Origin of the sequence: Paenibacillus sp. NPDC057934, assembly GCF_042887565.1 — a bacterium.
Taxonomy (GTDB): Bacteria; Bacillota; Bacilli; order Paenibacillales; family Paenibacillaceae; genus Paenibacillus_AQ.
The window spans coordinates 346,015-366,922 of the sequence record NZ_JBHVPB010000001.1 but is presented as its reverse complement, the minus strand read 5'-3'; the positions used below and the strand labels follow the sequence as shown (position 1 = coordinate 366,922).

Annotated in this window: 26 protein-coding genes and 1 riboswitch; of the genes, 13 read left to right on the top strand and 13 right to left on the bottom strand. The window is 47.8% G+C overall.

Features of this window, described 5'->3' with window-relative positions; genetic code table 11:
• Nucleotides 1-176: 176 nt before the first annotated feature.
• Nucleotides 177-995, top strand: coding sequence for a helix-turn-helix domain-containing protein (locus tag ACFVRY_RS01745; protein ID WP_387496473.1), 819 nt, complete (start codon nucleotides 177-179; stop codon nucleotides 993-995).
• Here ACFVRY_RS01745 and ACFVRY_RS01740 read toward each other — a convergent pair.
• Together ACFVRY_RS01740 and ACFVRY_RS01735 are read right to left on the bottom strand one after the other, a co-directional pair.
• A complete protein-coding gene (locus tag ACFVRY_RS01740) occupies nucleotides 992-1,246 on the bottom strand; it encodes a hypothetical protein (RefSeq protein ID WP_387496470.1) in 255 nt (84 codons plus the stop codon). The genes ACFVRY_RS01745 and ACFVRY_RS01740 overlap by 4 nt on opposite strands.
• A gap of 115 nt (nucleotides 1,247-1,361) precedes the next feature.
• The gene (locus ACFVRY_RS01735; protein WP_387496467.1) at nucleotides 1,362-1,805 is read right to left on the bottom strand and encodes a hypothetical protein; all 444 of its coding nucleotides are present in this window, start codon (nucleotides 1,803-1,805) and stop codon (nucleotides 1,362-1,364) included.
• A 278-nt stretch (nucleotides 1,806-2,083) separates the two neighbouring features.
• On the opposite strand from ACFVRY_RS01735, the gene ACFVRY_RS01730 reads away from it, so the two are divergent.
• The gene (locus ACFVRY_RS01730; RefSeq protein ID WP_387496464.1) at nucleotides 2,084-2,725 is read left to right on the top strand and encodes a TIGR00266 family protein; all 642 of its coding nucleotides are present in this window, start codon (nucleotides 2,084-2,086) and stop codon (nucleotides 2,723-2,725) included.
• A 54-nt stretch (nucleotides 2,726-2,779) separates the two neighbouring features.
• Here ACFVRY_RS01730 and ACFVRY_RS01725 read toward each other — a convergent pair whose 3' ends face one another.
• A complete protein-coding gene (locus ACFVRY_RS01725) occupies nucleotides 2,780-3,367 on the bottom strand; it encodes a TetR/AcrR family transcriptional regulator (protein ID WP_387496461.1) in 588 nt (195 codons plus the stop codon).
• Nucleotides 3,368-3,461: 94 nt separating this feature from the next.
• Here ACFVRY_RS01725 and ACFVRY_RS01720 point away from each other — a divergent pair, with 94 nt between their 5' ends.
• Complete coding sequence (locus ACFVRY_RS01720; protein WP_387496458.1) at nucleotides 3,462-4,016, top strand: hypothetical protein; 555 nt, start codon at nucleotides 3,462-3,464, stop codon at nucleotides 4,014-4,016.
• A 102-nt stretch (nucleotides 4,017-4,118) separates the two neighbouring features.
• Here ACFVRY_RS01720 and ACFVRY_RS01715 read toward each other — a convergent pair whose 3' ends face one another.
• A complete protein-coding gene (locus ACFVRY_RS01715) occupies nucleotides 4,119-4,712 on the bottom strand; it encodes a YdeI/OmpD-associated family protein (RefSeq protein WP_387497721.1) in 594 nt (197 codons plus the stop codon).
• Nucleotides 4,713-4,825: 113 nt separating this feature from the next.
• On the opposite strand from ACFVRY_RS01715, the gene ACFVRY_RS01710 reads away from it, so the two are divergent.
• A complete protein-coding gene (locus ACFVRY_RS01710; protein ID WP_387496455.1) occupies nucleotides 4,826-5,068 on the top strand; it encodes a hypothetical protein in 243 nt (80 codons plus the stop codon).
• A gap of 106 nt (nucleotides 5,069-5,174) precedes the next feature.
• Here ACFVRY_RS01710 and ACFVRY_RS01705 read toward each other — a convergent pair whose 3' ends face one another.
• Complete coding sequence (locus ACFVRY_RS01705) at nucleotides 5,175-5,645, bottom strand: Fur family transcriptional regulator (RefSeq protein WP_175374628.1); 471 nt, start codon at nucleotides 5,643-5,645, stop codon at nucleotides 5,175-5,177.
• A gap of 285 nt (nucleotides 5,646-5,930) precedes the next feature.
• On the opposite strand from ACFVRY_RS01705, the gene ACFVRY_RS01700 reads away from it, so the two are divergent.
• A complete protein-coding gene (locus ACFVRY_RS01700) occupies nucleotides 5,931-6,506 on the top strand; it encodes a hypothetical protein (RefSeq protein WP_387496452.1) in 576 nt (191 codons plus the stop codon).
• Nucleotides 6,507-6,593: 87 nt separating this feature from the next.
• Nucleotides 6,594-7,265, top strand: coding sequence for an S-layer homology domain-containing protein (locus ACFVRY_RS01695; RefSeq protein ID WP_387496450.1), 672 nt, complete (start codon nucleotides 6,594-6,596; stop codon nucleotides 7,263-7,265).
• 94 nt (nucleotides 7,266-7,359) lie between these two features.
• Here ACFVRY_RS01695 and ACFVRY_RS01690 read toward each other — a convergent pair whose 3' ends face one another.
• On the bottom strand, nucleotides 7,360-7,719 hold the full coding sequence (locus ACFVRY_RS01690) for a DoxX family protein (protein ID WP_387496447.1): 360 nt from the start codon (nucleotides 7,717-7,719) through the stop codon (nucleotides 7,360-7,362).
• A 25-nt stretch (nucleotides 7,720-7,744) separates the two neighbouring features.
• Nucleotides 7,745-9,250, bottom strand: a complete 1,506-nt coding sequence (locus ACFVRY_RS01685; RefSeq protein WP_387496444.1) for a DHA2 family efflux MFS transporter permease subunit — start codon at nucleotides 9,248-9,250, stop codon at nucleotides 7,745-7,747.
• A 180-nt stretch (nucleotides 9,251-9,430) separates the two neighbouring features.
• Here ACFVRY_RS01685 and ACFVRY_RS01680 point away from each other — a divergent pair, with 180 nt between their 5' ends.
• A complete protein-coding gene (locus tag ACFVRY_RS01680) occupies nucleotides 9,431-10,072 on the top strand; it encodes a TetR/AcrR family transcriptional regulator (RefSeq protein WP_387496441.1) in 642 nt (213 codons plus the stop codon).
• Nucleotides 10,073-10,703: 631 nt separating this feature from the next.
• Here the strand turns inward: ACFVRY_RS01680 and ACFVRY_RS01675 are convergent.
• Together ACFVRY_RS01675 and ACFVRY_RS01670 are read right to left on the bottom strand one after the other, a co-directional pair.
• Nucleotides 10,704-11,198 carry a hypothetical protein gene (locus ACFVRY_RS01675; RefSeq protein WP_387496439.1) on the bottom strand — a complete coding sequence of 165 codons (495 nt, stop codon included), beginning with the start codon at nucleotides 11,196-11,198 and terminating at the stop codon, nucleotides 10,704-10,706.
• Nucleotides 11,199-11,490: 292 nt separating this feature from the next.
• Nucleotides 11,491-11,979 carry a hypothetical protein gene (locus ACFVRY_RS01670; RefSeq protein WP_387496436.1) on the bottom strand — a complete coding sequence of 163 codons (489 nt, stop codon included), beginning with the start codon at nucleotides 11,977-11,979 and terminating at the stop codon, nucleotides 11,491-11,493.
• Nucleotides 11,980-12,084: 105 nt separating this feature from the next.
• Nucleotides 12,085-12,191, top strand: a riboswitch (TPP riboswitch).
• Nucleotides 12,192-12,253: 62 nt separating this feature from the next.
• Here ACFVRY_RS01670 and ACFVRY_RS01665 point away from each other — a divergent pair.
• The 6 genes from ACFVRY_RS01665 (at nucleotide 12,254) to thiE (ending at nucleotide 17,270) form a co-directional block, all read left to right on the top strand.
• The gene (locus ACFVRY_RS01665; RefSeq protein ID WP_387496433.1) at nucleotides 12,254-13,063 is read left to right on the top strand and encodes an ABC transporter ATP-binding protein; all 810 of its coding nucleotides are present in this window, start codon (nucleotides 12,254-12,256) and stop codon (nucleotides 13,061-13,063) included.
• The gene (locus ACFVRY_RS01660) at nucleotides 13,044-13,820 is read left to right on the top strand and encodes an ABC transporter permease (protein WP_387496430.1); all 777 of its coding nucleotides are present in this window, start codon (nucleotides 13,044-13,046) and stop codon (nucleotides 13,818-13,820) included. Before ACFVRY_RS01665 ends, ACFVRY_RS01660 begins: the two co-directional genes overlap by 20 nt.
• Entirely contained in the window at nucleotides 13,817-14,854 is a 1,038-nt protein-coding gene (locus ACFVRY_RS01655; RefSeq protein WP_387496427.1) for an ABC transporter substrate-binding protein, read from the top strand. The genes ACFVRY_RS01660 and ACFVRY_RS01655 overlap by 4 nt, the downstream gene beginning before the upstream one ends.
• Before the next feature lie 83 nt (nucleotides 14,855-14,937).
• Nucleotides 14,938-15,729 carry a hydroxyethylthiazole kinase gene (gene thiM, locus ACFVRY_RS01650; RefSeq protein ID WP_387496424.1) on the top strand — a complete coding sequence of 264 codons (792 nt, stop codon included), beginning with the start codon at nucleotides 14,938-14,940 and terminating at the stop codon, nucleotides 15,727-15,729.
• Between the two features lie 57 nt (nucleotides 15,730-15,786).
• The gene (gene thiD, locus ACFVRY_RS01645) at nucleotides 15,787-16,602 is read left to right on the top strand and encodes a bifunctional hydroxymethylpyrimidine kinase/phosphomethylpyrimidine kinase (protein WP_387496421.1); all 816 of its coding nucleotides are present in this window, start codon (nucleotides 15,787-15,789) and stop codon (nucleotides 16,600-16,602) included.
• Nucleotides 16,599-17,270, top strand: coding sequence for a thiamine phosphate synthase (gene thiE / locus ACFVRY_RS01640; protein WP_387496419.1), 672 nt, complete (start codon nucleotides 16,599-16,601; stop codon nucleotides 17,268-17,270). The genes thiD and thiE overlap by 4 nt, the downstream gene beginning before the upstream one ends.
• Nucleotides 17,271-17,358: 88 nt before the next feature.
• Here the strand turns inward: thiE and ACFVRY_RS01635 are convergent, their stop codons facing one another.
• The 4 genes from ACFVRY_RS01635 to ACFVRY_RS01620 all read right to left on the bottom strand — a co-directional run bounded on the left by ACFVRY_RS01635 (nucleotide 17,359) and on the right by ACFVRY_RS01620 (nucleotide 20,907).
• A complete protein-coding gene (locus ACFVRY_RS01635) occupies nucleotides 17,359-18,063 on the bottom strand; it encodes a pseudouridine synthase (RefSeq protein ID WP_387496416.1) in 705 nt (234 codons plus the stop codon).
• 43 nt (nucleotides 18,064-18,106) lie between these two features.
• Complete coding sequence (locus ACFVRY_RS01630) at nucleotides 18,107-18,310, bottom strand: DUF3934 domain-containing protein (RefSeq protein ID WP_387496413.1); 204 nt, start codon at nucleotides 18,308-18,310, stop codon at nucleotides 18,107-18,109.
• A gap of 141 nt (nucleotides 18,311-18,451) precedes the next feature.
• A complete protein-coding gene (asd, locus tag ACFVRY_RS01625) occupies nucleotides 18,452-19,540 on the bottom strand; it encodes an aspartate-semialdehyde dehydrogenase (protein WP_387496411.1) in 1,089 nt (362 codons plus the stop codon).
• 149 nt (nucleotides 19,541-19,689) lie between these two features.
• Nucleotides 19,690-20,907: a VWA domain-containing protein gene (locus ACFVRY_RS01620; RefSeq protein WP_387496408.1), complete on the bottom strand. Its 1,218-nt coding sequence runs from the start codon at nucleotides 20,905-20,907 to the stop codon at nucleotides 19,690-19,692.
• Nucleotide 20,908: the final 1 nt, after the last annotated feature.

Here is a 20,908-nt window from a genome sequence, read left to right as displayed (position 1 = left end):
AACTAAAAATACGAAATGTCCTTTTTCAGGCTACAGCGCCCTAATTCAGCCTTCTGTGTTCAATTTCTTTCTCTTGAACCTAGCTACATGGTAATATGAGAGCGTTTATAATAAAATGAATAATATGATTTGAACATGAACAATTTGGTTATCATTTAAAAAACATTGGAGGACTAATGATACAAGCAGCTGACTGTCACGTACTATCCGCGGGTTTTTCTTTTCACCGCAAACCGTTCCGTATGTCGTTAAGCCAGGGGATCCAGTATTACCTTATTCGTCTCCAGAGCGAAGGCCGGTGCCGTGCTCTGATCGACGGAATAATCTCTCCGGTGGAGCCGGGCGATATTATGCTGTTCACGCCTACCGCTCCCTACAATCTCATCATCGACGAAGAGGAATTTTCTCCGGGCAAACCGCGTATCGAAAGTGGGGATTATCACATTTATTGCGGAGGGAGTTGGATTGAGGAATGGTGGTACAGCAGAAAACGTCCGGATAAGGTCAGTGTGCCGCTGAGCGACAACTTCCTGGGGTTATTCCGCCAGCTCGTGCTGGAGCAACGCCGCCAATCGGACTTTTCACCGGAAATCTCATCTTGCTATCTGCAAATCGTATGTATGGAAATTGACAGGCTGACGACCGAGCAACCAGCCGTTAGCCCCAAGGGGTTTCTGGCGTACCGTATGAAGCAATATGTAGAAGAGCATGCCGCCTTGCCGTTCAAACTAGAAGATGTAGCCAGTCATGTCGATATCTCTGTCTCACGGGCCGTCCACCTGTTCAAGGAAGCCTTCGGGACGAGTATTGTCAAATACCTGAACGACGTCAGACTGGAAATGGCGCGGGAGCGCATTACGTTCAGTCCGATGCCACTGGAGCATGTGGCGGAGACCTGTGGTTTTGCCAACTATACTTATTTTCACCGGATTTTCCGGAGCCGATTCGGCATGTCGCCGAAAGAGTACCGGGCTCACAGCAGATCTCAGATTTAGGCTGCGACGTCTATACAGTGTGAACTTAAAAATCTAACATCCCCAAAATTGCCCAACAAAAAAGGAGCGCCATCATGGAAGATCCGCTCCTTATGTTTTATTTTGTTCAATTGCTGACGTTTGGTCGGGGTCACCCGTTCGTGCTGTGAAATTGCGCTGTAGTCTTCATTGGTTCTGCGTTGGTTGACATTGCTCCAGATTCCCGCGCGCTCTGCTTTCAATAATGCTTTTTTTGTTTTTGTGCGTGCCATGCTGCGCCACTCTCCTGTTCAATATAATCATGTGATTTCCGGTACTCCTTAAGTTTAACACACTGTTAGGGAATACACAGCAGGCTAGCGGATTGCAGACATGGTAATAAATAGTTTAAAAAGTTGTATACTTAACCTCACCTGGCTCAAGTTTCCGGATGGACAGCAGGTTGCACAGCAGAACTACCGGATCATTCACGAATTTCTGCACGGTGTAAGTGATGACTACAGCATCTCCTGTCTCCAGCGAACTGATCTTCGGCTGTAGACCTTGCTTGAACTGCAAGGCTATCGGTTCACCGTATACCGAAACTTCAACCGTATGACCGTCTGCCTGCCCTTCATAGACGGCATGTACAGTCTTTTTAATCAAAGGTGTTCGCTCACGCGAAGCGGTTTTTTCCTGACTTTTAACAGATGTGCTACCCTGAGCCGGTTGGGCAAAAGCTACTTGACCGAACAGGGACACAAACAGGATAGACACTATCAACGTAAGCGCCACAATATGTTTTGAACTGCGCTTGCTTATGGCAAACTTCTTGAAGTTCTTTGTATTCATAGCTGCACCTCTTCTGTATGGCGTATTGTATCTTTCATATAACCGCAATAGCCATTTTTCAAACGAAGGGACAAGCTTTCTGGTGTCTACGGCTTAGTATATTATAGTATTTAGAATATGCTTTTATACCACTATGAGGAGAGAATTACTATTTCAAAAAATAGACTTGTCTTACGGTATTCTTGTTATAAATCATGGGGTTATATTACTTAGAACAAATGGCAGGCAGCAATTAATCCATAGAATCGGAGGAACAAAGATGAAATACGAGGTTGTGCATGAAGGTGGATCTGGACCCGGGTGAAAGTGTCAAGGCTGAGATGGGTGCGATGGTAGCGATGTCACCAAACGTGGAGCTGCGGGGGACCGTGGACGGCGGACTTATGAAAGGGCTAGGGCGAATGCTGAGCGGAGAAAAGTTCTTCTTTCAAGAGCTGACAGCTACACGGGGACACAGTGAAGTGCTGCTCTCGCCGAGGTCAATCGGAAATGTGCAAGCTTTTGAATTGGATGGCTCGTACCGATTGCTCGTGCAAAAGGACGGATTCCTTGCTGGAACGCAAGGTATCCAGGTCAGCACCAAGATGCAAAATCTGACCCGCGGTCTCTTTTCCGGTGAAGGCTTTTTTATTGTTGAAATCAGCGGCAGGGGCACCGTCTTCCTCTCTTCCTTCGGCGCCATTCATCCCATCCATCTGGGACCTGGAGAAGAAATAATCATAGACAACGGACACCTCGTGGCCTGGCCGGATTATATGGATTACAAAATTGAAAAAGCCGCATCCGGCTGGCTGAACAGCATCACCAGTGGGGAGGCCTTCGTCTGCCACTTCCGCGGGGAAGGTGTGATTTTCGTACAGAGCAGAAATCCCAGCAGCTTTGGAAATTGGATCAAATCTTTTGTACCTACCCGGGGTTAATGCACTGATATATAGCAACACAAAAAGCTGTCATGAAATCATGGCAGCTTTTTCTTAGACCATTAGACTGTCCAAATGATAGGCAACCAGCCGGGTCATCTCCTCCGGGGTCAATTCTTCCGGATGAAGAATATGGTGGACTACTAAACCATCTACCATGGCATGGAGTCGTTTGCTCTCCAGTTCCAAGTCTACTCCCTTCTTCAGCAAATTACGTTCGCAGAGATAATGAATCAGTCCCCGAAAACACTCATATAACTCGTTGTGTACCTTCAGTTTCAGTTCCCGCGCAGATGCCGCTACAGACCCGCCTACAAAAGCAAGCCAGACTTCTGCTTCCACACGCCGCTCCTCATCCAGCGGTAGCAGTTCACCAATTAACATCTCTGCGTTACACCGGGGATCATCTGAAAATGTCATACTCCGAATACGTTCTCCTGCCCGCTCCGACACCAGTCTCATGGAAAAGGCCAGTAGCTCGTCCTGGGTGACAAAATAATGCCGCAATGATCCCAGCGACATTCCAGATTCTTTAGCAACATTCCGCACAGACACGGCTTCCAAGCCCTCCCGGCGTATAATACGCCAGGCAGCTTCTGCAAGCAGCCTCCGACGTTCATCATGATTCACTATTTTAGGCATGACCCGATTATAACACAGTTGTATTAAATAATAGAAACATGGTAAACTCAACTCATAATTTAGTACAATCGTATTATAAAAGGAGGGTTGAGGCATGATCACTGCTTTTATCATCGGCTGCGAGATCGCCTTTTGGGTATTTGTGCTGGCTGGTTTAGTCTTTCGGTATGTATTGAAGAAGAGTAAAATAGGTGGAGCGCTCCTGATTTGTACTCCCATCGTGGATCTGGCTTTAATCCTGGCTACGATTCTCGACCTGCGGTCCGGCTCCACTGCCACCTTCGCACATAGTCTCGCCGCCGTATATATCGGGACTTCCATCGCCTTCGGACATGCAATGATCGCCTGGGCGGATAGCCGATTCGCCTACCGCTTTGCCGGCGGGCCGAAGCCTATAGCAAAACCGAAACACGGAGCCGTGCATGCCCGCAATGAACGCAAAGGCTGGTTTAAGCACCTGTTCGCCTTCTTAATTGGCTGCGCAGCGCTATACCTCATGATTCTCTTCGTGGGTGATCCAGCCCGAACCGGGAGTCTGTCAGACACAATCCGATTCTGGGCAATAGTGCTGATCATCGATTTTGCTATCAGCTTCAGCTACACGCTCTGGCCGAAGCAGGCCAAAGGCAACGTGGATAAGAACTTCTAATTGGATAACTTCTAAAGACAATTCAGGTTGTAATAAACCCTATAAACCGGAGTCATTGGTTTAGTTAAAATCAGAATATAGCATTTTTATAGGCGGACGATACTAATCATTTAATCCCTTACCATTAAGAATGTGCTGCATATGTTTTTCAACCCTAGCCGTTCGAGTCTTGGATTGTTTAGCTTCAGAGAAATGAAGAATGTATGCTCTTTGCCGTCCAGGCGTCAATGCTTCAAAGGCATCTTTCAAGGCAGGCATTTCAGCGAATTTATTCTGCAATTCTTCTGGAATGGTGTATTCTGTGTTCTTTTTTAATTCCACTTCCAAACCGGACTTTTCAACTTCGACGGCTTCAATAATATAGGCTTTTATAATGGTTTCTATATCAACTATTTCTTGAATATTGGTGAACCGAATCTGGCGTGCCGCCTGTACATTCTCCGTTTGTTGGATTAGAATGCCATGCGCATCCTTTAACAAGGCACCTTTATGAAATAGCAGTGCACAATAGTCTTTAAATCCATGGATTAAAACTATGTTTTTATTCTCATGCGTGTAGCAAGGATGCATCCACTTATATTCTTCGGTCAACCCGCAGTCAAGGATGATATTTCTCAACTTCTCATATTCTTCTTTCCACTTTTTAGCTTTATCTAAAAATTCATCAACCTTAGGATTCGTTCTACTAGTTGTCATTAAGTAACACCCTTCTTCTAATAATATTGTGTTTGCAAAATAAGATTCTAAAGCAACAGTAGTGCTTGTCTTCAAGAAACACCTCCAAACAACTAATCAGGAGTGACAACTAAATGAAGCTTCAAATTCACAATGAAACAAATAGTGAGCATCAGTCTTATATTGAGAATAAAATGTTCGAGTTCAATATGATGCATTTTCCTGACGACTTAAAAGGCAGATATCAAGTGGTCAATCTATTCCTGAAGGATGAAGATGAGCAAATCTATGGGGGACTTGAATTAGGATTTGAAGTGTTCGGCACTCTTGAAAATGCAGGCAGACACACCCATTATTATCTCAAAAAGGACATTTAAGTCCATCTTGTTGCCCACTAAAAAAAGCGGGGTTGCCCCCGCTCCTGACTCATCGTGCCAGTTATTGTCTGAATTCACCCAGAATGGACTGGCTTTAAGTTTGTCTTTAAACAGCCTTCTTCTCCTTGTCCCGCTTGCAGCCCGTATGCTTGCAGGTCCCATACGTACCCTTGAAATCCAGGCGATGATCAGTAACCGTGAAGCCGTATTCACGCTCCAGCCTCTTCTCCAGATCCAAGAGCCAATCGTCCTTGATCTCTTCGAGTCTACCGCAGACATGGCAAATCATATGATGGTGCATATGGGCATGCGTGTCGTCACGCAGATCATAACGGGCCACGCCGTCACCGAAGTTCATTTTCTCAACGATATGCAGCTCAGACAACAGCTCCAGCGTACGATATACCGTTGCCAGCCCCAGATGCGGATAGCTGTTTTTGACCAGCATATACACTTCCTCCACACTGAGATGTTCCTTCTCGTTATCCAGCAAGACCTGGACTATGGCTTCGCGTTGACGCGTTAATTTATACTTGTGTGCTGCAAACTGCTGGCTAATATTTTCAATTGGATTCATAAGTTTCCCGCCTTTCCGAAACGAATCAGCACCTGCACTCCCTTGAGACGATGCTGTTCCCAAACCATCAAACCTTAAATAGTAATCGTTACGATATGAGCATAACAAATTTACCATCACTTGAAAAGAGTCTAAATCTATTATAACATCCTTGTCCAGTGTTCCAAAACCTTATACAAATCAAAAATATTTTTCCGCATATGGTGCAAGCGCCCAATCAGATATAAGCCCAGCCCCCATACTTTATATAGACGGGTGTAATCTATATAAAGGAGGATGGTGAAGATGTCGCAATTGGTACGAAAGAAATCCCGGCCTCATGTCACCGCTTTTGTTTTACGCAAAACTGCCAGGGCCATGTTACCGTTCTATACAAAAATCGCCAAGGACGATAAGTTCGCCCGGCAGTGGTCAAAAGCGGTCGTTACAGCGAATCTCAACCTTATCGGTGATCTGTTGGCAAGAATCCCCTCACTGGCTGGAAATCAGAATTATGGAACGAATGCCATCGGCTACTTTATTTCTTTTCCCTTCACGCCGCCTGTCGGCTATTATACGAATGGAACCACGATCCCACCGGGACTGGTCCAATTTACTTTTAATACAAAAGCCCACCGCTACATTGCCCGTGCCTTACTCCCCTTCTATCGAAAGCTGGCTACGAACTGCCATTTTGCCAAGGCATTGGCATACGCAATCCGCCGCAAAGATCAGAGAACCGTGAAGTGTATGGTCAGAAAGCTCGTGAAGAGTGATGCCCTGCGCTCTGTAAACATCGAAGACAGCGGAATAGCCCTTTTATTCAGGACGCCGTTCAGTAGGTATCCTTACCGCAATCTGCTTTTTCGTGAATCCTATTAATTTGATCTGCAACCTTTCCAATCATTGCCTCGTCAAAGGGAACAAGCAATGGCCAAGTGGCCAATCCAATGACAAGGTGGAATCCACATGAATTTGAAAAAAAGCGCATTTGCAGCGATGGCTACAGTAACTCTTCTCACCTTCTCCTTCGGGAGTCAAGTTTTTGCCGCAGAGACTAACTTCAAGGATCTTGATTCCGTAGCTGGCAAAGAAAAAATTATTTCCCTTAAAGATCAGGGCCTGATCAAGGGAATTACAGAGACTTCCTTCCTGCCTGCTTCGAAAGTAACCGTTGCCCAAGGCGTACAATTCATTGCTGGAGGCCTTCAGCTCAGCCTGGCCGCGATTGATTTCAATATTGCTCCCAAGGCCAGCGGTCTGTTCACCAATGTGAAGGACAATGCCTGGTACGCAGAAGCTTTCATTAATGCGCACTACAATCGGGTAGACATTCCAAAAGATGTGAAACCGTCCCAGATTTTGACCAGAGAGCAATTCACCAGCATGCTGGTTCAGGGCGTGGAAGCCATCGGCAATCTGCCAAACATCAATATCAAGCCTGCCGACATCACAGATGACAGCCAGTTAGACCCTTCCTACCAAGGTGCCGTTCAGCGCTCGCTAGTTTACAAGATCAACACACTGGACAGCAATGGAAAGTTCAATCCCAAAGGTGAAATCACCCGTGCTGAAGCTGCCATCATGGTCTACAACGCAGTGGACTTCCTGAAGTCCCGCGAAGCCGCAGCTGCTGAATAATCAGCTCAATATTCGAAGGATTTCCCTCTCTATAATGAAAAAAGAACCTCTGTTTTCGCGATATGTGCGAAGCCGGAGGTTCTTCGTTATTTGTCTACTTGGCAAGGATATGACCCATGACCACAAATAAAGCTAATAATAAAAATACAATATTAATACCTACACCTTTTTCTTTTCTTCTTGCATGTAATAATGCTGCTAAGATCAGAATAATGGCTGTGCCAATGGCTGCAAGAAGGGTTAAGACTGGTAAAATCCCCAATACTCCAGGTAAAATTAAACCGATTCCTCCTAATATTTCAGCCACTCCAACAAATATTAAAAAGCTTGGTGAAGCCTCTCTAGCCCAGACCATCATTTCCATTGCCTTATTCTTTTGAAACAATTTCATGCTACCAGCCATAAAGAAGACAAGCGCTAATAAAATCTGGACAATCCATAATGCAATAGTCATGTTGAGTTTCTCCTCATTAAATTCTTCATCCGTGCATCATCTCGGTATGCGGCGCTTCTTCTGTCTTTTTGCTGCCTCTGCGGAGCAGAAGGCCCAGCACTGCGCCACCAATAGCGACGAACATCATAATATGGAAGGTGTCGTCGAAGCCCTTCACAAGTAAATTCTGCAGGAGCTTCACCGCTTCCGGCGAAGCTCCTGCAGAATTTGCTCCCGCGGCAGCTGCTGCTTCCTTCATTGCAAGAGCGTGCGTAGCTGTTCTGGAGGTCAGAATCGTCACAAGGGTCGAGATTGCCAGGGAGTTGATCACCTGCTGCATGGAATTGGTCAACGAGGTTACCCGATTCACCAAATGACGTGGCGCTTTATTAAGGAGATGCGTATTCATCGGCATGATCATCAGCCCCATACCCGCGCCACACATCAGCAGCGGCAAGATTAAATCTCGTGATGCTATGGTCAGATCCACATGGGAGTACTGATACAGCGCGCCGGAAATCAGACCGAGACCACCAACGATGAGCCAGCGCACTCCGATTTTATCAAACAGCATCCCGGCAATCGGCATCATTAGCCCTGAAGCAATGGCCTGCGGCAGCATCGTCAGGCCGGTATCAAAAGCTCCGAAACCACGGGCTTGCTGCAAGAATTGCGGCATCAGAAACAAAGCACCGTACAGTCCGAACTGCCCGATCCACTGGACGATGATGCCTAGACTGAAGTCTCTGGAACCCATCACACGCAGTTCCATTAGCGGTGTTCGCGCTTTTAATTCGGCGATAACGAACAGGATCAGGGTAATGACACCAAGACCCAGACCTACCAGTGTTTTGCTGGACGTCCAGCTCTCAGCTCCCTGGCTGACGCCATAGGTTAAAGCTGCAAAGGCTACAGGTCCGAGGATCATACCAAACTTATCCATCCCCGGGACCTCAGTTCGCTCCACCTTGGGCAACTTTCGCATGCCGATCACCAGACAGATGATACCAATTGGAATATTAATTAGAAAAATCCAACGCCAGGAATGGAATTCAACAAGCCAGCCAGATAGTACAGGGCCTATTGCCGGGGCAAACAGGACAGGAATGCCCATAAGTCCCATCACAACGCCAGCCTTACCAGGTGGGCTAAGCCGGTAGACGTACGCCATGGCTATCGGAATTACGCTACCTCCTCCAAGTCCCTGAATGACCCGAAATGTAATCAGCCATTCCGCACTACTCGGCATCGCGCACAGAATGGACCCGATCGTAAACAAAACAACAGCACTTAAGAACACTCTCTTGGCCCCGAAGCGGTCGGAAAGCCAGCCCGACAGCGGGATCACCGAAGCCTGCGCCAGCATATAGCCAGTAACTACCCATTGCAGTGTAGTCAGATTTGTATTGAAGTCCTTTAACAGTGTTGGTAGTGCAACGTTCATAGCCGTGGAGTCTAGTGCTACCATGAATACTCCGGCAATAATCGCAATCAGCGGGATCAGAATACTCGATATGCGAAATTCACGGTCCGCTTGTACCGTATGTTCCATTCTCTTCTCCTCCTCTATCGCCATCTCAGGAATCATTGACCTTTGAAATGGAACTAAATTATAATTAGTGAACGGACAATTGTCCGTATTGGCATCACTTAGTCTACGGACAATTGTCCGCATTGTCAATTCTCTAATTTATTTTTAAATAAATATACGCTGTAGCCAAAAGGAGCCCGTATGAAAAAAACAGAGGAATCTTCGCTTGCCCCTATTGACCTAGCAAACCAACAAACGATCGATCCGTATCATGAACGAATATTGAATGCGGCCCGAGAACTTTTCAAAGCGTCAGGCCTGGAGAATGTCAGCATGTACAACATTGCTAAGCAAGCCGGCATCGGCCAGGGCTCCCTTTACCGTCGCTTCACGGACAAAGGTGAGATTTGCTCTGCCCTTCTACGGGACAGTACGGGTCGTTTCTTGACCGAACTGGAGCGGGAAGCACAGTGTCTCACTGCAGACGTGCCTGCACTCCAGCGTCTCCAGAACAGCATCGAGCAAGTAGTCGATTTCATTGACCAGCATGCAGAGCTGCTGCACCTGATCAAATCTGAGTTTGTGGGCAAGAAGCAGCTCACTCAATTCGAGCACCCTTTTTTCCGGCGGGTAAATGTTATCTTCACAGAATTGCTGTCCCAAGCTGCCGGGAATGGTGAGATCGTGGACATTGACCCGCATTTTACCGTGACTGCACTCCTGTCCGTGCTAAGCCCGGATCTTTATCTCTATCAGCAGAAGGCGCACCAATCTACCAAAGAGGATATTACTCAGGGGATAATCGCCTTGTTCATTGACGGACTTGCGAGAAAAAAAGAGTGAATATATTAAGTGGAATTGAGATTCAAACTGGGGGCCGGGCGTTATTCTAGTGAAGTTAAGGCTTTAGTTTAGGTCGCAACTTCTCCTATTCTCTGAACCGTTCTTGTTAACAAAGAAAAATGGCTCTGCATCCTCAACTAACAGCATTTTCGCACCTTATTTCCCTTAAATAGAGGTAAATTAGGGAAATAGGAGCATTTTTGTACCTTATTTTTGAAACAAATACGTTGAACGGCCTATTCTGGAAGAATTAACATACAAAATTACCCTTAATTACCACTGACCATATAGCTGTGGAATATTTAGGGTACAAAAATGCCGTTAATTGCACATCGGTACTAATTTCTGAGCTTTGTGTGTTACTTTAATGCGTTCTATGTAAGCAGCTTTTTTATCTCCTGAAGTACCTTGAAGCTGCAACTACTACATCAGAAGCGCTAATACTGAAAAAACCTCCGGTTCTGCGCATATGCGCGAAGCTGGAGGTTGATTACAATATCACCATTTATTCATCTTAAAACACCAAAATATTGCTTATAAAAGCATCTTTAATATTTTTTTGTTGACGTACGATCATTATTTCCAGTTTGCTCAGCTTTTCTAGGGTTATTAGTCCTTCTTGCTGTTCTAATCAGTTTCTTATGTATAAGTTTGCCTCTCTTGCTATTTGATTAAATGTTCTGTAGTCTTCTGAAAAACTATAAATCGGCCAGGATAAATCAAAGTTGCCAACGACTACTGTCATCGCTTCAACAAAATAGATGTTATAAAAGCCTTCTTCTCGAGCAATCTGTTTTATAATATCCAGCAATTCATCACTTTCTTCTATTTTGAACACGTTCTCACGGCTATCCCGTCCTGCATTAATTGGGCACCTCTTAACAAATATCCGACCTGGGATGGTTTGTACACATCGGCGAAAGTAATCTACAAATTTAGATTCATTCCTGCTAATAAGCTCCGAGCCTAGTATCGACGCTGCTTCCTCTTCAGATAAGCGCTTAGCGTGTACATCTAATATTCCTATATATTTAAAAATAGAACCAGGATTGTCATACTCTTCAACATCCAATCTTCCGAATAAATCAAGGATATTCAACTTTTCTGCTTCAGATGCTTTTTGCACTTTATTACTCCTTATAGAGGTCTAACACCTCTTATTTCCTCTAAATATTTGTTACATTTATTACTTTTTTTGTTCTCAACCGCAAGAAACACAGACATTGGTATAGGTAGGAACACTAAAGTTATCACCCAAGTGGGGCGCTCTTGCACAATATTTAGCAACAACTGTATCGATGAAATTACGATAAACACTATCCAAATAAAAAAAATACTTGTAAAGTTGATTTCGCAGTCCTTTCTTTCATCTTGACGCTCCTTTCATTACAGCGTTGTTATCAGATACTACTAACAGTTTAGAGTAGCCCCGAGATATCTTCGTCTTCTGATCCTTCACCTAGTGGTAATGATGCTTTAAGTAATTCGCCTTGGTTATCCATTTGTCGCAAAAATGCATTCACAGTATCAACATCTATCCTTTGCACTATTATCATGTGTCCTATATGAATCCCTGGTAATTCTGGTGCTGCTAGTCTAGCAAAATACTGCTTTAACTTATCCGGTGTCGTAATGATGCACCAACGTTTTACTCGATCATTAAATGTTAATGTAATTTCAATGAATTCCATTGTTTCAACATCATCATCGAATTTCCAATCAGTCAATATAAGCACTTCTTCGTCATTAAAATAAAAGTAATACTTATTGATCCAAACTCTCCTACCTTGGTCTCCGACGATTCTGATCATTTCTTCTTTTTCATCTAATATTTTATATTTCTTCCCCTTAGTCAGTGCATGTTTATAACTACCGACACTACTACAGGTTGCTTTGTTTAATTCCAATGAGATCACCCTGGTTGAATGAATTTAATATGCCCTGCTATTTACAATACTATAAAATATGGTATATTTATAACCGAATTATGAAACTTGATAGCGATAAAAGTATTTTTTCACTAGGGGAGCCTGAATTGGCTGAGACGAATGCGGTAAGCTTCGGACCCTTGGAACCTGATCTGGATCATACCAGCGGAGGGAAGTGGAACTGAAATTCGGGTATTGCATGGCACTTCTTTTTGCAAACTTAAATTTTAGGCCCCTTTATTTCCGCCGGGAGATGAAGGGGTCTTTTTATCGTGCTAAGGAGGTTACGCGGATTACGGAAATCATCTCTGTACACAATTTATCTTACGCCTACGCCAAATCCGCAGATGCACCGGTACTCTCAGATATATCCTTAGCGGTTCACCAAGGTGAGTTCGTTTCCCTTGTTGGAACCAGCGGATGCGGAAAAAGCACGCTTTTCAAAATTATTGCCGGATTGCTTGAGCCAAGCAGCGGGGATCTGCGTCTTCACGGTGTTTCGGTTACCGCCAAGCGGTTGGGCCAGGTCGCTTATATGCCTCAGCAGGATCTGCTGCTACCCTGGAGGACGGTACTGGAGAATTGCCTGCTTCCTTGGGAAATCAAGCGGAGCCGTAGCAAAGCCGAGGTTACTAGTCATGTAATTGAATTGCTGGAGCGTTTAGGTCTAGCCGGTATTGAAAACTCGTTCCCCCATGAACTATCAGGCGGAATGCGGCAGCGGGTGGCTTTTCTTCGAACGCTCATTACGGGGGGCGACCTGTTGCTGCTAGACGAACCTTTTGGGGCCCTGGATCACATGACCAAGCGGGAAATGCATAGCTGGTTGCTGGAGATATTGGATGTGCTGGACAAGACGATTCTCTTCATTACGCATGATCTAGAAGAGGCTCTGCTGCTCAGTGACCGCATCTACCTCTTACCTGGACAGGCCGGAGGATACGTGGAAGAAATACTCGTGGATCTCCCTAGGCCCCGGCATAGCAAAATGAATTATGAACCGCGTTTTATAGAGCTGCGGGCTGAATTGGAGCGCAAATTGTATGACAACCCGGCTGTTTAGAAAAAACTTGCAGAATTACGGACCGTTTCTTCTTCTGCTGCTGTTTATTCTCGGTCTATGGGAGATGCTGGCGCGGACCGGAGTCCTTCCACCATTCATTCTCCCAGGTCCTCTGTCGATAGGAGCGTCTCTGTTCGAGAACAAGAACATATTGTTCGGGCTGCATTTACCCGCTACGTTACAAGAGGTACTGCTTGGCTACGCCTTGTCCGTTACCTGCGGCACCTTGCTGGGACTTGGCATGCACACGTGGCGTCCGCTGGAAAAGGCACTCTATCCCTTTATTATCATCAGCCAGACCATTCCACTCATCGCGCTGTCTCCTGTCTTTATTATGTGGTTCGGATACACACTGTGGAGTAAGGTGGCGGTAGTATTCTTGACTGCCTTTTTCCCAGTGGTGGTTGGAGCATATGACGGGTTACAGCAGAAGAATCACGCTTATGAGGACCTGCTCCGCACCATGGGCGCCAGCACCCGCCAAATTCTGCTCAAGATACGGATTCCGCTGGCTCTGCCCTCTTTCTTCTCCGGCCTCAAGCTGTCAATGGTCTACTGTGTGATCGGGGCGACGATTGGCGAATGGCTAGGTGGCAGCAAGGGACTTGGATATTTTAGCCGCAGGATGGCAGGAAACTTGCAGAGCAAGGAAATGTTTGCCGCAGTGGTCCTGCTATCCGCGATGGGCGTTGGTTTATTTCTGATTATCACTATGATCGAAAAGATTATTTTCAAGAAAAGAGGATTTCACAAATGATTACAAGACATCACAGTTTCAAAAAAATTGTTCCGCTGCTGCTACTTGCAGTAGTGACAGCATTGCTTACGAGTGGCTGCGGCGAAGCAGCAAAGTCAGGAGGCGCTGGTAGCAAAACCGGGGAAGACTCCGGTAAGCCGCATAAGCTTACGCTGATGCTGGACTGGTATCCGAATGCTGTTCATTCCTTCCTTTACGCTGCTCAGGAGAACGGATATTTTGCTGAGGAAGGACTTGATGTAGAGATTCAGATGCCTGCTGACAGCAATGATGCGCTGAAGCTCGTAGCTGCGGGCAAGATTGATCTTGCGCTGAGTTACCAGCCACAGGTGCTGATGGCACGCGGGGAACAGATCCCTGTCCTCTCCATCGCAGCCATTGTCAGACACCCCTTGAATCATCTGATGGTTCCGGCTGATTCTTCTGTGAAGACGCCTGCAGATCTGACCGGCAAGACCGTAGGCTATTCCTCCATCCCGCTCTATGAAGCCATGGTGAAGACGATGGTCCGTAGCAGCGGTGGTGATCCAGAATCCTTAAAGCTCGTGGATATTGGCTTCAACCTCGTTCCGGCCCTCTCCACAGGGCAGACCGATGCCATCATTGGAGGTTTTATCAATCATGAGCAGCTGATCCTGGAAAAAGAGGGGCATCCAGTGACCTCCCTTAACCCAACGGATTATGGAGTTCCAGATTATTATGAGCTTGTGCTGGTAGCCAGCCAACAAGGAATGCAGAACTCTCAGGGTTATTTCAAAAAATTCCTGACCGCCGCCGCCAAAGGCCAAAAGTTCGTCAAGGAGCATCCGAAGGAAGCGCTCGACCTTCTGTTCAAGCATGAAGACCAGACCTCCCCGCTCGACAAAGATATCGAGAAGAAGAGCTTGGAAGTCCTGCTTCCACTAATGGATTCGGGGGAAGAACCGTTTGGTTATCAAGACCCGGCTTCGTGGAACAAGGTGCAACAATGGCTAAAAGAAAACGGTCTGCTGAAGGCTGAAACAGCGCCGGAAGAAGCATTTATCAATCTGTAAAGCAAGACAATGCAAAGCAAGATAAGCAATAGCAAGTTATGTAGCTCCGTGGTACAAATCTAATATTCTCGGGAGGCAATCGTATGACTTATTTGTCTAAGGTAAGGGAACAAAATCCGCTGATTCACAATATCACCAATATTGTAGTGGCCAATTTTTCAGCCAACGGGCTGTTGGCCCTCGGTGCTTCCCCGTTTATGGCGGACTCTCAGAAAGAAGTTACCGAGGTGGCCCAAATGGCGTCTTCTCTCGTACTGAATATCGGCACGCTGAATGAACAGGTTATCCCATCGATGATTCTGGCCGGACAATCCGCCAATGCCCATGGTACGCCTGTGGTGCTTGATCCAGTCGGTGCCGGGGCTACCGCTTACCGGACGAATATCGTTCAGAGGCTGGTCGATTCGATCTCCCTGACGGCGCTGCGTGGCAATGTCGCCGAGGTAGCCAATGTTGCCGGGGAGCAATGGGCAATCAAGGGCGTAGATGCTGGCACAGGTGACGGTGATGCTGTGGGGCTTGCGCAGAAGGCTGCACGTAAACTTGACTGCATCGTGATCGTCACCGGCAAAGAGGACATTATTACCGATGGCGTAACGACTTATATTGCTGCCAACGGTCACCCTATTCTGACCAAGGTCACCGGGACCGGGTGCCTGCTAAGCGCCGTAACCGGAGCTTTCCTGGCTGTCGGTGCGGATTCACCGCTGGAAGCCGTAGCCGAAGGAATTTCTTTCTATGGCGTAGCCGCGGAAATCGCTGAGGAGCGGACGCGTGGACACGGTCCAGGCAGCTTTCAAATCGAGTTCTTGAATCAGCTTTCACTGGTTACGCCGTACATTTACCAAAAGAGATCGCTGATTAAAAAACTCTAATTTGACGACTAAAATTTCAAATACATCAAGCAACGTTTTTGCGGAAGGAGAATTTATATGAGTGTCTATCAAGCTCTGACGATAGCCGGTTCAGACAGCGGTGGCGGCGCAGGGATTCAAGCCGATCTGAAAACCTTTCAGGAGCTGGGCGTATACGGAATGTCCGCACTGACGGCAATAACCGCTCAGAACACACTCGGTGTGCAAGGCGTGTATCCCCTTGACCCGGAGGCAGTAACAAGACAACTGGATTCCATAGGAGAGGATTTGCAGCCAGGGGCCGTCAAGACCGGGATGCTGTTCAGCAGCGAAATCATCGGTATTGTGGCCGACAAGGTAGCACAGTATAGCTGGGACCGGCTCGTCGTTGATCCGGTGATGGTCGCCAAAGGCGGCTCGCCCTTGCTTCAGCAGGAAGCACTTGCCGCCCTGATCACAAGGCTGCTGCCCTTGGCGTACGTAACGACGCCCAACATCCCGGAAGCTGAGCTGATTACGGGTCACAGGATCACCAGCTTGCAGGACCGCGAGCAAGCCGCACGTATTATCGCAGGCATGGGCTCACGCTATGTGATACTAAAGGGTGGGCATGACGAGTCGACAGAGCAAGTAATTGATCTGCTCTACGATGGACATTCGTTCTTTTATATGGAAAATAAACGGGTGAACACCCGTCATACGCATGGAACGGGCTGCACGTACTCTGCCGCACTGGCTGCGGAGCTCGCCAAAGGGCAGTCTGTGCAGGAAGCGATTCATACGGCCAGAGCCTTCATTCAGGCGGCCATTGAAGACGGGCTGGCCATCGGTGCGGGACATGGGCCGACGAACCATTTTGCCTACCAGAACAGAAGGCGGGGAAACCTAAGATGAAGGTAGTGGACAGCCACAAACTGCGAGAGCGGTTGAGCTTATATTTTATAATGGGCACCGCCAATTGCCGTAAGTCACCAGAAGAGACGCTGAGGGCAGCGATCAAGGGTGGCGCTACGATGTTTCAGTTCCGGGAAAAGGGTCCAGCCGCCCTCCATGGGCATGCCCTTCTCGAGTTGGCAAGCTCGCTCCAGACTCTGTGCCGGGCCGAGGGCGTTCCTTTTATCATCAACGACGATATTGAACTGGCTATTCAGCTCGATGCTGACGGGGTACATATCGGCCAGGAGGATGAGCCTGCGGCATCGATCCGGCAGCGTCTCGGGTCTGGCAAAATCATCGGTGTCTCCGCTCACAATCTAGCGGAAGTGCAGCAAGCCATCTCCGATGGTGCAGACTATCTTGGCATTGGCCCGGTCTACCCTACGCCTTCCAAAGATGACGCGCGGGCCGTTCAAGGCACCAGACTCATCACCGAGATCAGGCAAGCGGGCATAGACATGCCGCTTGTTGGTATTGGCGGGATTACGGCCGCCAATGCCGCACCGGTCATTGCTTCCGGCGCGGACGGCATTTCGGTGATCTCCGCTATTGCCAGAGCCACCGATGCCACTGCTGCGGCAAGAGCGTTTGTACAGGCTGTAGAGGCCGCGCATACAAGGCCGTAACTGTGTATTGACTAAGTGTAGAGTCAACCTCACTAAACCTAATAAAAAGGAGGTGTCCGCTAATCAGCGAGACACCTCCTTTTTCATACTATTTTGCCGCTTCATCCAGCCTTGCCAGCAGGTTCTGGAGCTCTTCATCTGCCAGGTGGCGCCATTGCCCACGTTCCAGACCGTCCAGCGTAATGTTCATGATTCGAATGCGCTCCAGCTTCAGCACCCTGTACCCTAGCGCTTTGCACATTCTGCGAATCTGAAGATTCAGCCCTTGGGTAAGGATAATCCGAAATCTACATTCACTCTCCCGATAGATCCGGCAGGGCTTGGTGATAACCCCCAGAATACCCACACCGCTCGCCATGGCTTGCAAAAATTCATCTGTCACTGGATGGTCTACATCCACTATATATTCCTTCTCATGCCCATACTCCGAAGACATCATTTTATTCACGATATCTCCATTGTTCGTCAATAGAATAAGTCCCTCCGACGCCTTGTCCAGTCTGCCGACTGCGAAAATCCGCGCAGGATAGTTAACGAAATCTATAATGTTGCCCTGAACCTCTCTAGCTGCCGTGCATGTAATGCCGACGGGCTTATTCAAGGCTAAATACACCGGTTCAGAACGTTCTTCTGGAAGGGCTTGACCGTCCACAAGCACTGTATCGCCCAGCTCTACTTCTGCACCTTCTTCGCAGACCAGACCATTAATGCTGATCCGCCCAGCAGCAATCAAGCGGTTGGTCTCCCTTCTGGAATAGACGCCGGACAGGCTTATGTACTTATTGATTCTCATGCTAAACCTGCACTCCCTGTTATGTGCTATGCCAGAAGCCGTCTTACCGGCTTCCACCGCTCTTATTCGCGCTTGGTTTTACTGACGAACCACTCTTGGCACCAGTTGCTCCTTTAGCGTCAGGAGCACCGGAGGTACCACCCTTCAAGAACTTGGGTTTTACTGGCTTTGCTGTCTTATTCCAGCGTGTCCATCCCTTGCTGCCTGTTCCACGACCTGTGCCGCCGCCTTTACTCTTTGCACCCATATGATCACTCCATTAGTATCTCTTTAGCACTTTTCACAGTTGTGCACCTGACTATCATACCATTACCTTCGCCAAAAAACCGAAAAAAAACACAAATCACCCGCCATCCAGAAGGATGACGGGTGATTATAGCATCATTTATTACGCTTTAGGCTGAATATAGCCTTCCGCTTTGAGCAGTTCGGCGATCAGTACCGCACCGCCAGCTGCACCGCGCAGCGTGTTGTGGGACAGCCCAACGAACTTGAAGTCGTGCAGTGAATCTTCACGCAGACGTCCGGTGGAAACACCCATACCATTCTCGATATCCCGGTCCAGCTTCGTCTGTGGACGGTTCTCTTCTTCGAAATAGGTGATGAATTGCTTCGGAGCGCTTGGCAGCTCAAGTTCCTGCGGACGGCCCTTGAAGCTCTTCCAGAGCTCCAGGATCTCTTCCTTGGAAGGTGTCTTCTTGAAGGACACGAATACCGATGCCATATGGCCGTCAGCCACTGGCACACGGATACACTGGGAAGTGACCACAGGTGTGGAAGCTTTCACGATACCCTCTTCGGTCAACTCGCCCCAAATCCGCAGCGGTTCTTGCTCACTCTTCTCTTCTTCGCCACCAATGTAAGGAATCACGTTGTCGATCATTTCTGGCCAATCCGCGAACGTCTTGCCTGCTCCGGAGATCGCTTGGTATGTGCTTACGACAACCTTCTCCGGCTCAAATGCCGCCAAGGCATGCAGTGCTGGCACATAGCTCTGGATAGAACAGTTTGGCTTCACGGCAATGAAGCCTGTTGTGGTGCCCAGACGCTTACGCTGCTGCTCGATCACCTTAATATGCTCTGGGTTGATCTCCGGGATCACCATCGGTACGTCCGCCGTCCAGCGATGAGCGGAGTTGTTGGAGATGACCGGTGTTCCAGTACGTGCATAGTCTTCTTCCAGCTTCTTGATTTCTTCCTTCTTCATATCTACTGCACAGAAGATCAGGTCCACATCTTTGGCGAATTCTTCTACCTGGGATGCATCCTGAACCATAATATTCTTCACGCTATCAGGAAGTGGAGTATCCAGCTTCCATCTGCCGGCAATGGATTCCTCAAAGTTCTTGCCTGCAGATCTGCTGCTTGCAGCAATTGCAGTCACTTCAAACCAAGGGTGGTTCTCTAGTAAAGCGATAAAGCGTTGGCCTACCATTCCTGTGCCGCCGACAATGCCGGCTCTAAGCTTCGTTGTCATGAAATCATACACTTCCTTTTAAGTTACTTCCCTATCATTCATTAGGCCGATTATAAATGATATATGAAAGTTTAACAATATGTGAAATGAAAGACGATCGTTCACTACTATCTATATACACATTCTGACTTGTCTATGTTCCCCGATAATTAGCCTTGAAAAGCACCCAACCGCTTCGCCAGCTCTGCCAGATCCTGACCTTTGAGCGCACCCTCAACCAAACCCGGCAGGAGTGCAGGCGTGCAGGCGAAGCAAGGAGTTCCGTCACGGGACAATTGTCCCGCCAGACGCTCGTCATAGAAAGGCTTCCCTCTATCCGACAAGGCCAGCAGACACATCGTTCGCACCCCAGACTCCCGCATTTCGCGCATCCGACGAACTAGTCCGGATTGATTACCGCCTTCATAAAGGTCCGAGACAATAATAAAGAGTGTCTTCTGGGGCTCTTCAATAAACTGCTGGCAGTATTTCACCGATTTATGAATATCCGTACCGCCACCGAGCTGAATACCGAACAGCATATCCACCGGATCATTCTCGCATTGCTCGGTCAAATCGACAACCTCTGTATCGAAGACTACAACCCGTGTACGCAGCGCAGGAATGCTGGCAAAGATGGAGCCGATGACCGAAGCCCAAATAATCGAATCCGCCATGGAACCGCTTTGATCGATATCCACAATTACAGTCCATTCCTTACTGCGGCGGGCACGGTCAAAATAATAGAAACGCTCAGGAATAAGCTGTCGTCTCTCTGTGTCATAATGCTTCAGGTTACGCTGAATCGTCCGCTTCCAATCCAAGCCACTAAGGGAAGGCAGTGGCGAATGCTGCCGTTTGTTGAGCGCCCCAGTCACTGCGCGGCGGATATCCGTCTCCAGCAGCTTCACTAGATCATCCACCACCGCTTTTACCAGCAGGCGGGCTGTGTCCTTCGTCTTCTCGGGGATTTTACCCTTCAGCGCCAGCAATGTGCCTACCAGTTGGATGTCCGGTTTCACGGTAGCAAGCATTTCCGGCTCGAACAGCAGCTGCTTCCAGCCCTTGCGTTCCATGGCATCCTGCTGAATAATCGACACGGTATCCTCCGGGAAAAAGGTCCGTACATCTCCTAGCCACTTGGATAGATGCACAGCCCCATGCCCCGTACCAGCCCCTTTGCCTTTACCGCCCGTTGCCGAACCTCCAGCGTTGCTGGCTGTTCCGGTATCATCGTATATCGCTGCTAATGCCGCATCCATGATTTGCTCTTCCGCAGTCAACGCAACGTTACCCGACTCCGAGTAGCCTGATAGCTGGTCATTCGCACCCTCTCCGAGAATGAGCCGCCATCTTTTCAATGTATGTTCCTGTCTGTTCTCTTCCATG

Excerpts from the sequence above, each read along its gene's own strand:
- ACFVRY_RS01745 (WP_387496473.1), top strand. The coding sequence starts at position 177 with ATGATACAAGCAGCTGACTGTCACGTACTATCCGCGGGTTTTTCTTTT.
- ACFVRY_RS01740 (WP_387496470.1), bottom strand. The coding sequence starts at position 1,246 with ATGGCACGCACAAAAACAAAAAAAGCATTATTGAAAGCAGAGCGCGCG.
- ACFVRY_RS01735 (WP_387496467.1), bottom strand. The coding sequence starts at position 1,805 with ATGAATACAAAGAACTTCAAGAAGTTTGCCATAAGCAAGCGCAGTTCA.
- ACFVRY_RS01730 (WP_387496464.1), top strand. The coding sequence starts at position 2,084 with ATGAAGGTGGATCTGGACCCGGGTGAAAGTGTCAAGGCTGAGATGGGT.
- ACFVRY_RS01725 (WP_387496461.1), bottom strand. The coding sequence starts at position 3,367 with ATGCCTAAAATAGTGAATCATGATGAACGTCGGAGGCTGCTTGCAGAA.
- ACFVRY_RS01720 (WP_387496458.1), top strand. The coding sequence starts at position 3,462 with ATGATCACTGCTTTTATCATCGGCTGCGAGATCGCCTTTTGGGTATTT.
- ACFVRY_RS01715 (WP_387497721.1), bottom strand. The coding sequence starts at position 4,712 with ATGACAACTAGTAGAACGAATCCTAAGGTTGATGAATTTTTAGATAAA.
- ACFVRY_RS01710 (WP_387496455.1), top strand. The coding sequence starts at position 4,826 with ATGAAGCTTCAAATTCACAATGAAACAAATAGTGAGCATCAGTCTTAT.
- ACFVRY_RS01705 (WP_175374628.1), bottom strand. The coding sequence starts at position 5,645 with ATGAATCCAATTGAAAATATTAGCCAGCAGTTTGCAGCACACAAGTAT.
- ACFVRY_RS01700 (WP_387496452.1), top strand. The coding sequence starts at position 5,931 with ATGTCGCAATTGGTACGAAAGAAATCCCGGCCTCATGTCACCGCTTTT.
- ACFVRY_RS01695 (WP_387496450.1), top strand. The coding sequence starts at position 6,594 with ATGAATTTGAAAAAAAGCGCATTTGCAGCGATGGCTACAGTAACTCTT.
- ACFVRY_RS01690 (WP_387496447.1), bottom strand. The coding sequence starts at position 7,719 with ATGACTATTGCATTATGGATTGTCCAGATTTTATTAGCGCTTGTCTTC.
- ACFVRY_RS01685 (WP_387496444.1), bottom strand. The coding sequence starts at position 9,250 with ATGGAACATACGGTACAAGCGGACCGTGAATTTCGCATATCGAGTATT.
- ACFVRY_RS01680 (WP_387496441.1), top strand. The coding sequence starts at position 9,431 with ATGAAAAAAACAGAGGAATCTTCGCTTGCCCCTATTGACCTAGCAAAC.
- ACFVRY_RS01665 (WP_387496433.1), top strand. The coding sequence starts at position 12,254 with ATGAAGGGGTCTTTTTATCGTGCTAAGGAGGTTACGCGGATTACGGAA.
- ACFVRY_RS01660 (WP_387496430.1), top strand. The coding sequence starts at position 13,044 with ATGACAACCCGGCTGTTTAGAAAAAACTTGCAGAATTACGGACCGTTT.
- ACFVRY_RS01655 (WP_387496427.1), top strand. The coding sequence starts at position 13,817 with ATGATTACAAGACATCACAGTTTCAAAAAAATTGTTCCGCTGCTGCTA.
- thiM (WP_387496424.1), top strand. The coding sequence starts at position 14,938 with ATGACTTATTTGTCTAAGGTAAGGGAACAAAATCCGCTGATTCACAAT.
- thiD (WP_387496421.1), top strand. The coding sequence starts at position 15,787 with ATGAGTGTCTATCAAGCTCTGACGATAGCCGGTTCAGACAGCGGTGGC.
- thiE (WP_387496419.1), top strand. The coding sequence starts at position 16,599 with ATGAAGGTAGTGGACAGCCACAAACTGCGAGAGCGGTTGAGCTTATAT.
- ACFVRY_RS01635 (WP_387496416.1), bottom strand. The coding sequence starts at position 18,063 with ATGAGAATCAATAAGTACATAAGCCTGTCCGGCGTCTATTCCAGAAGG.
- ACFVRY_RS01630 (WP_387496413.1), bottom strand. The coding sequence starts at position 18,310 with ATGGGTGCAAAGAGTAAAGGCGGCGGCACAGGTCGTGGAACAGGCAGC.
- asd (WP_387496411.1), bottom strand. The coding sequence starts at position 19,540 with ATGACAACGAAGCTTAGAGCCGGCATTGTCGGCGGCACAGGAATGGTA.
- ACFVRY_RS01620 (WP_387496408.1), bottom strand. The coding sequence starts at position 20,907 with ATGGAAGAGAACAGACAGGAACATACATTGAAAAGATGGCGGCTCATT.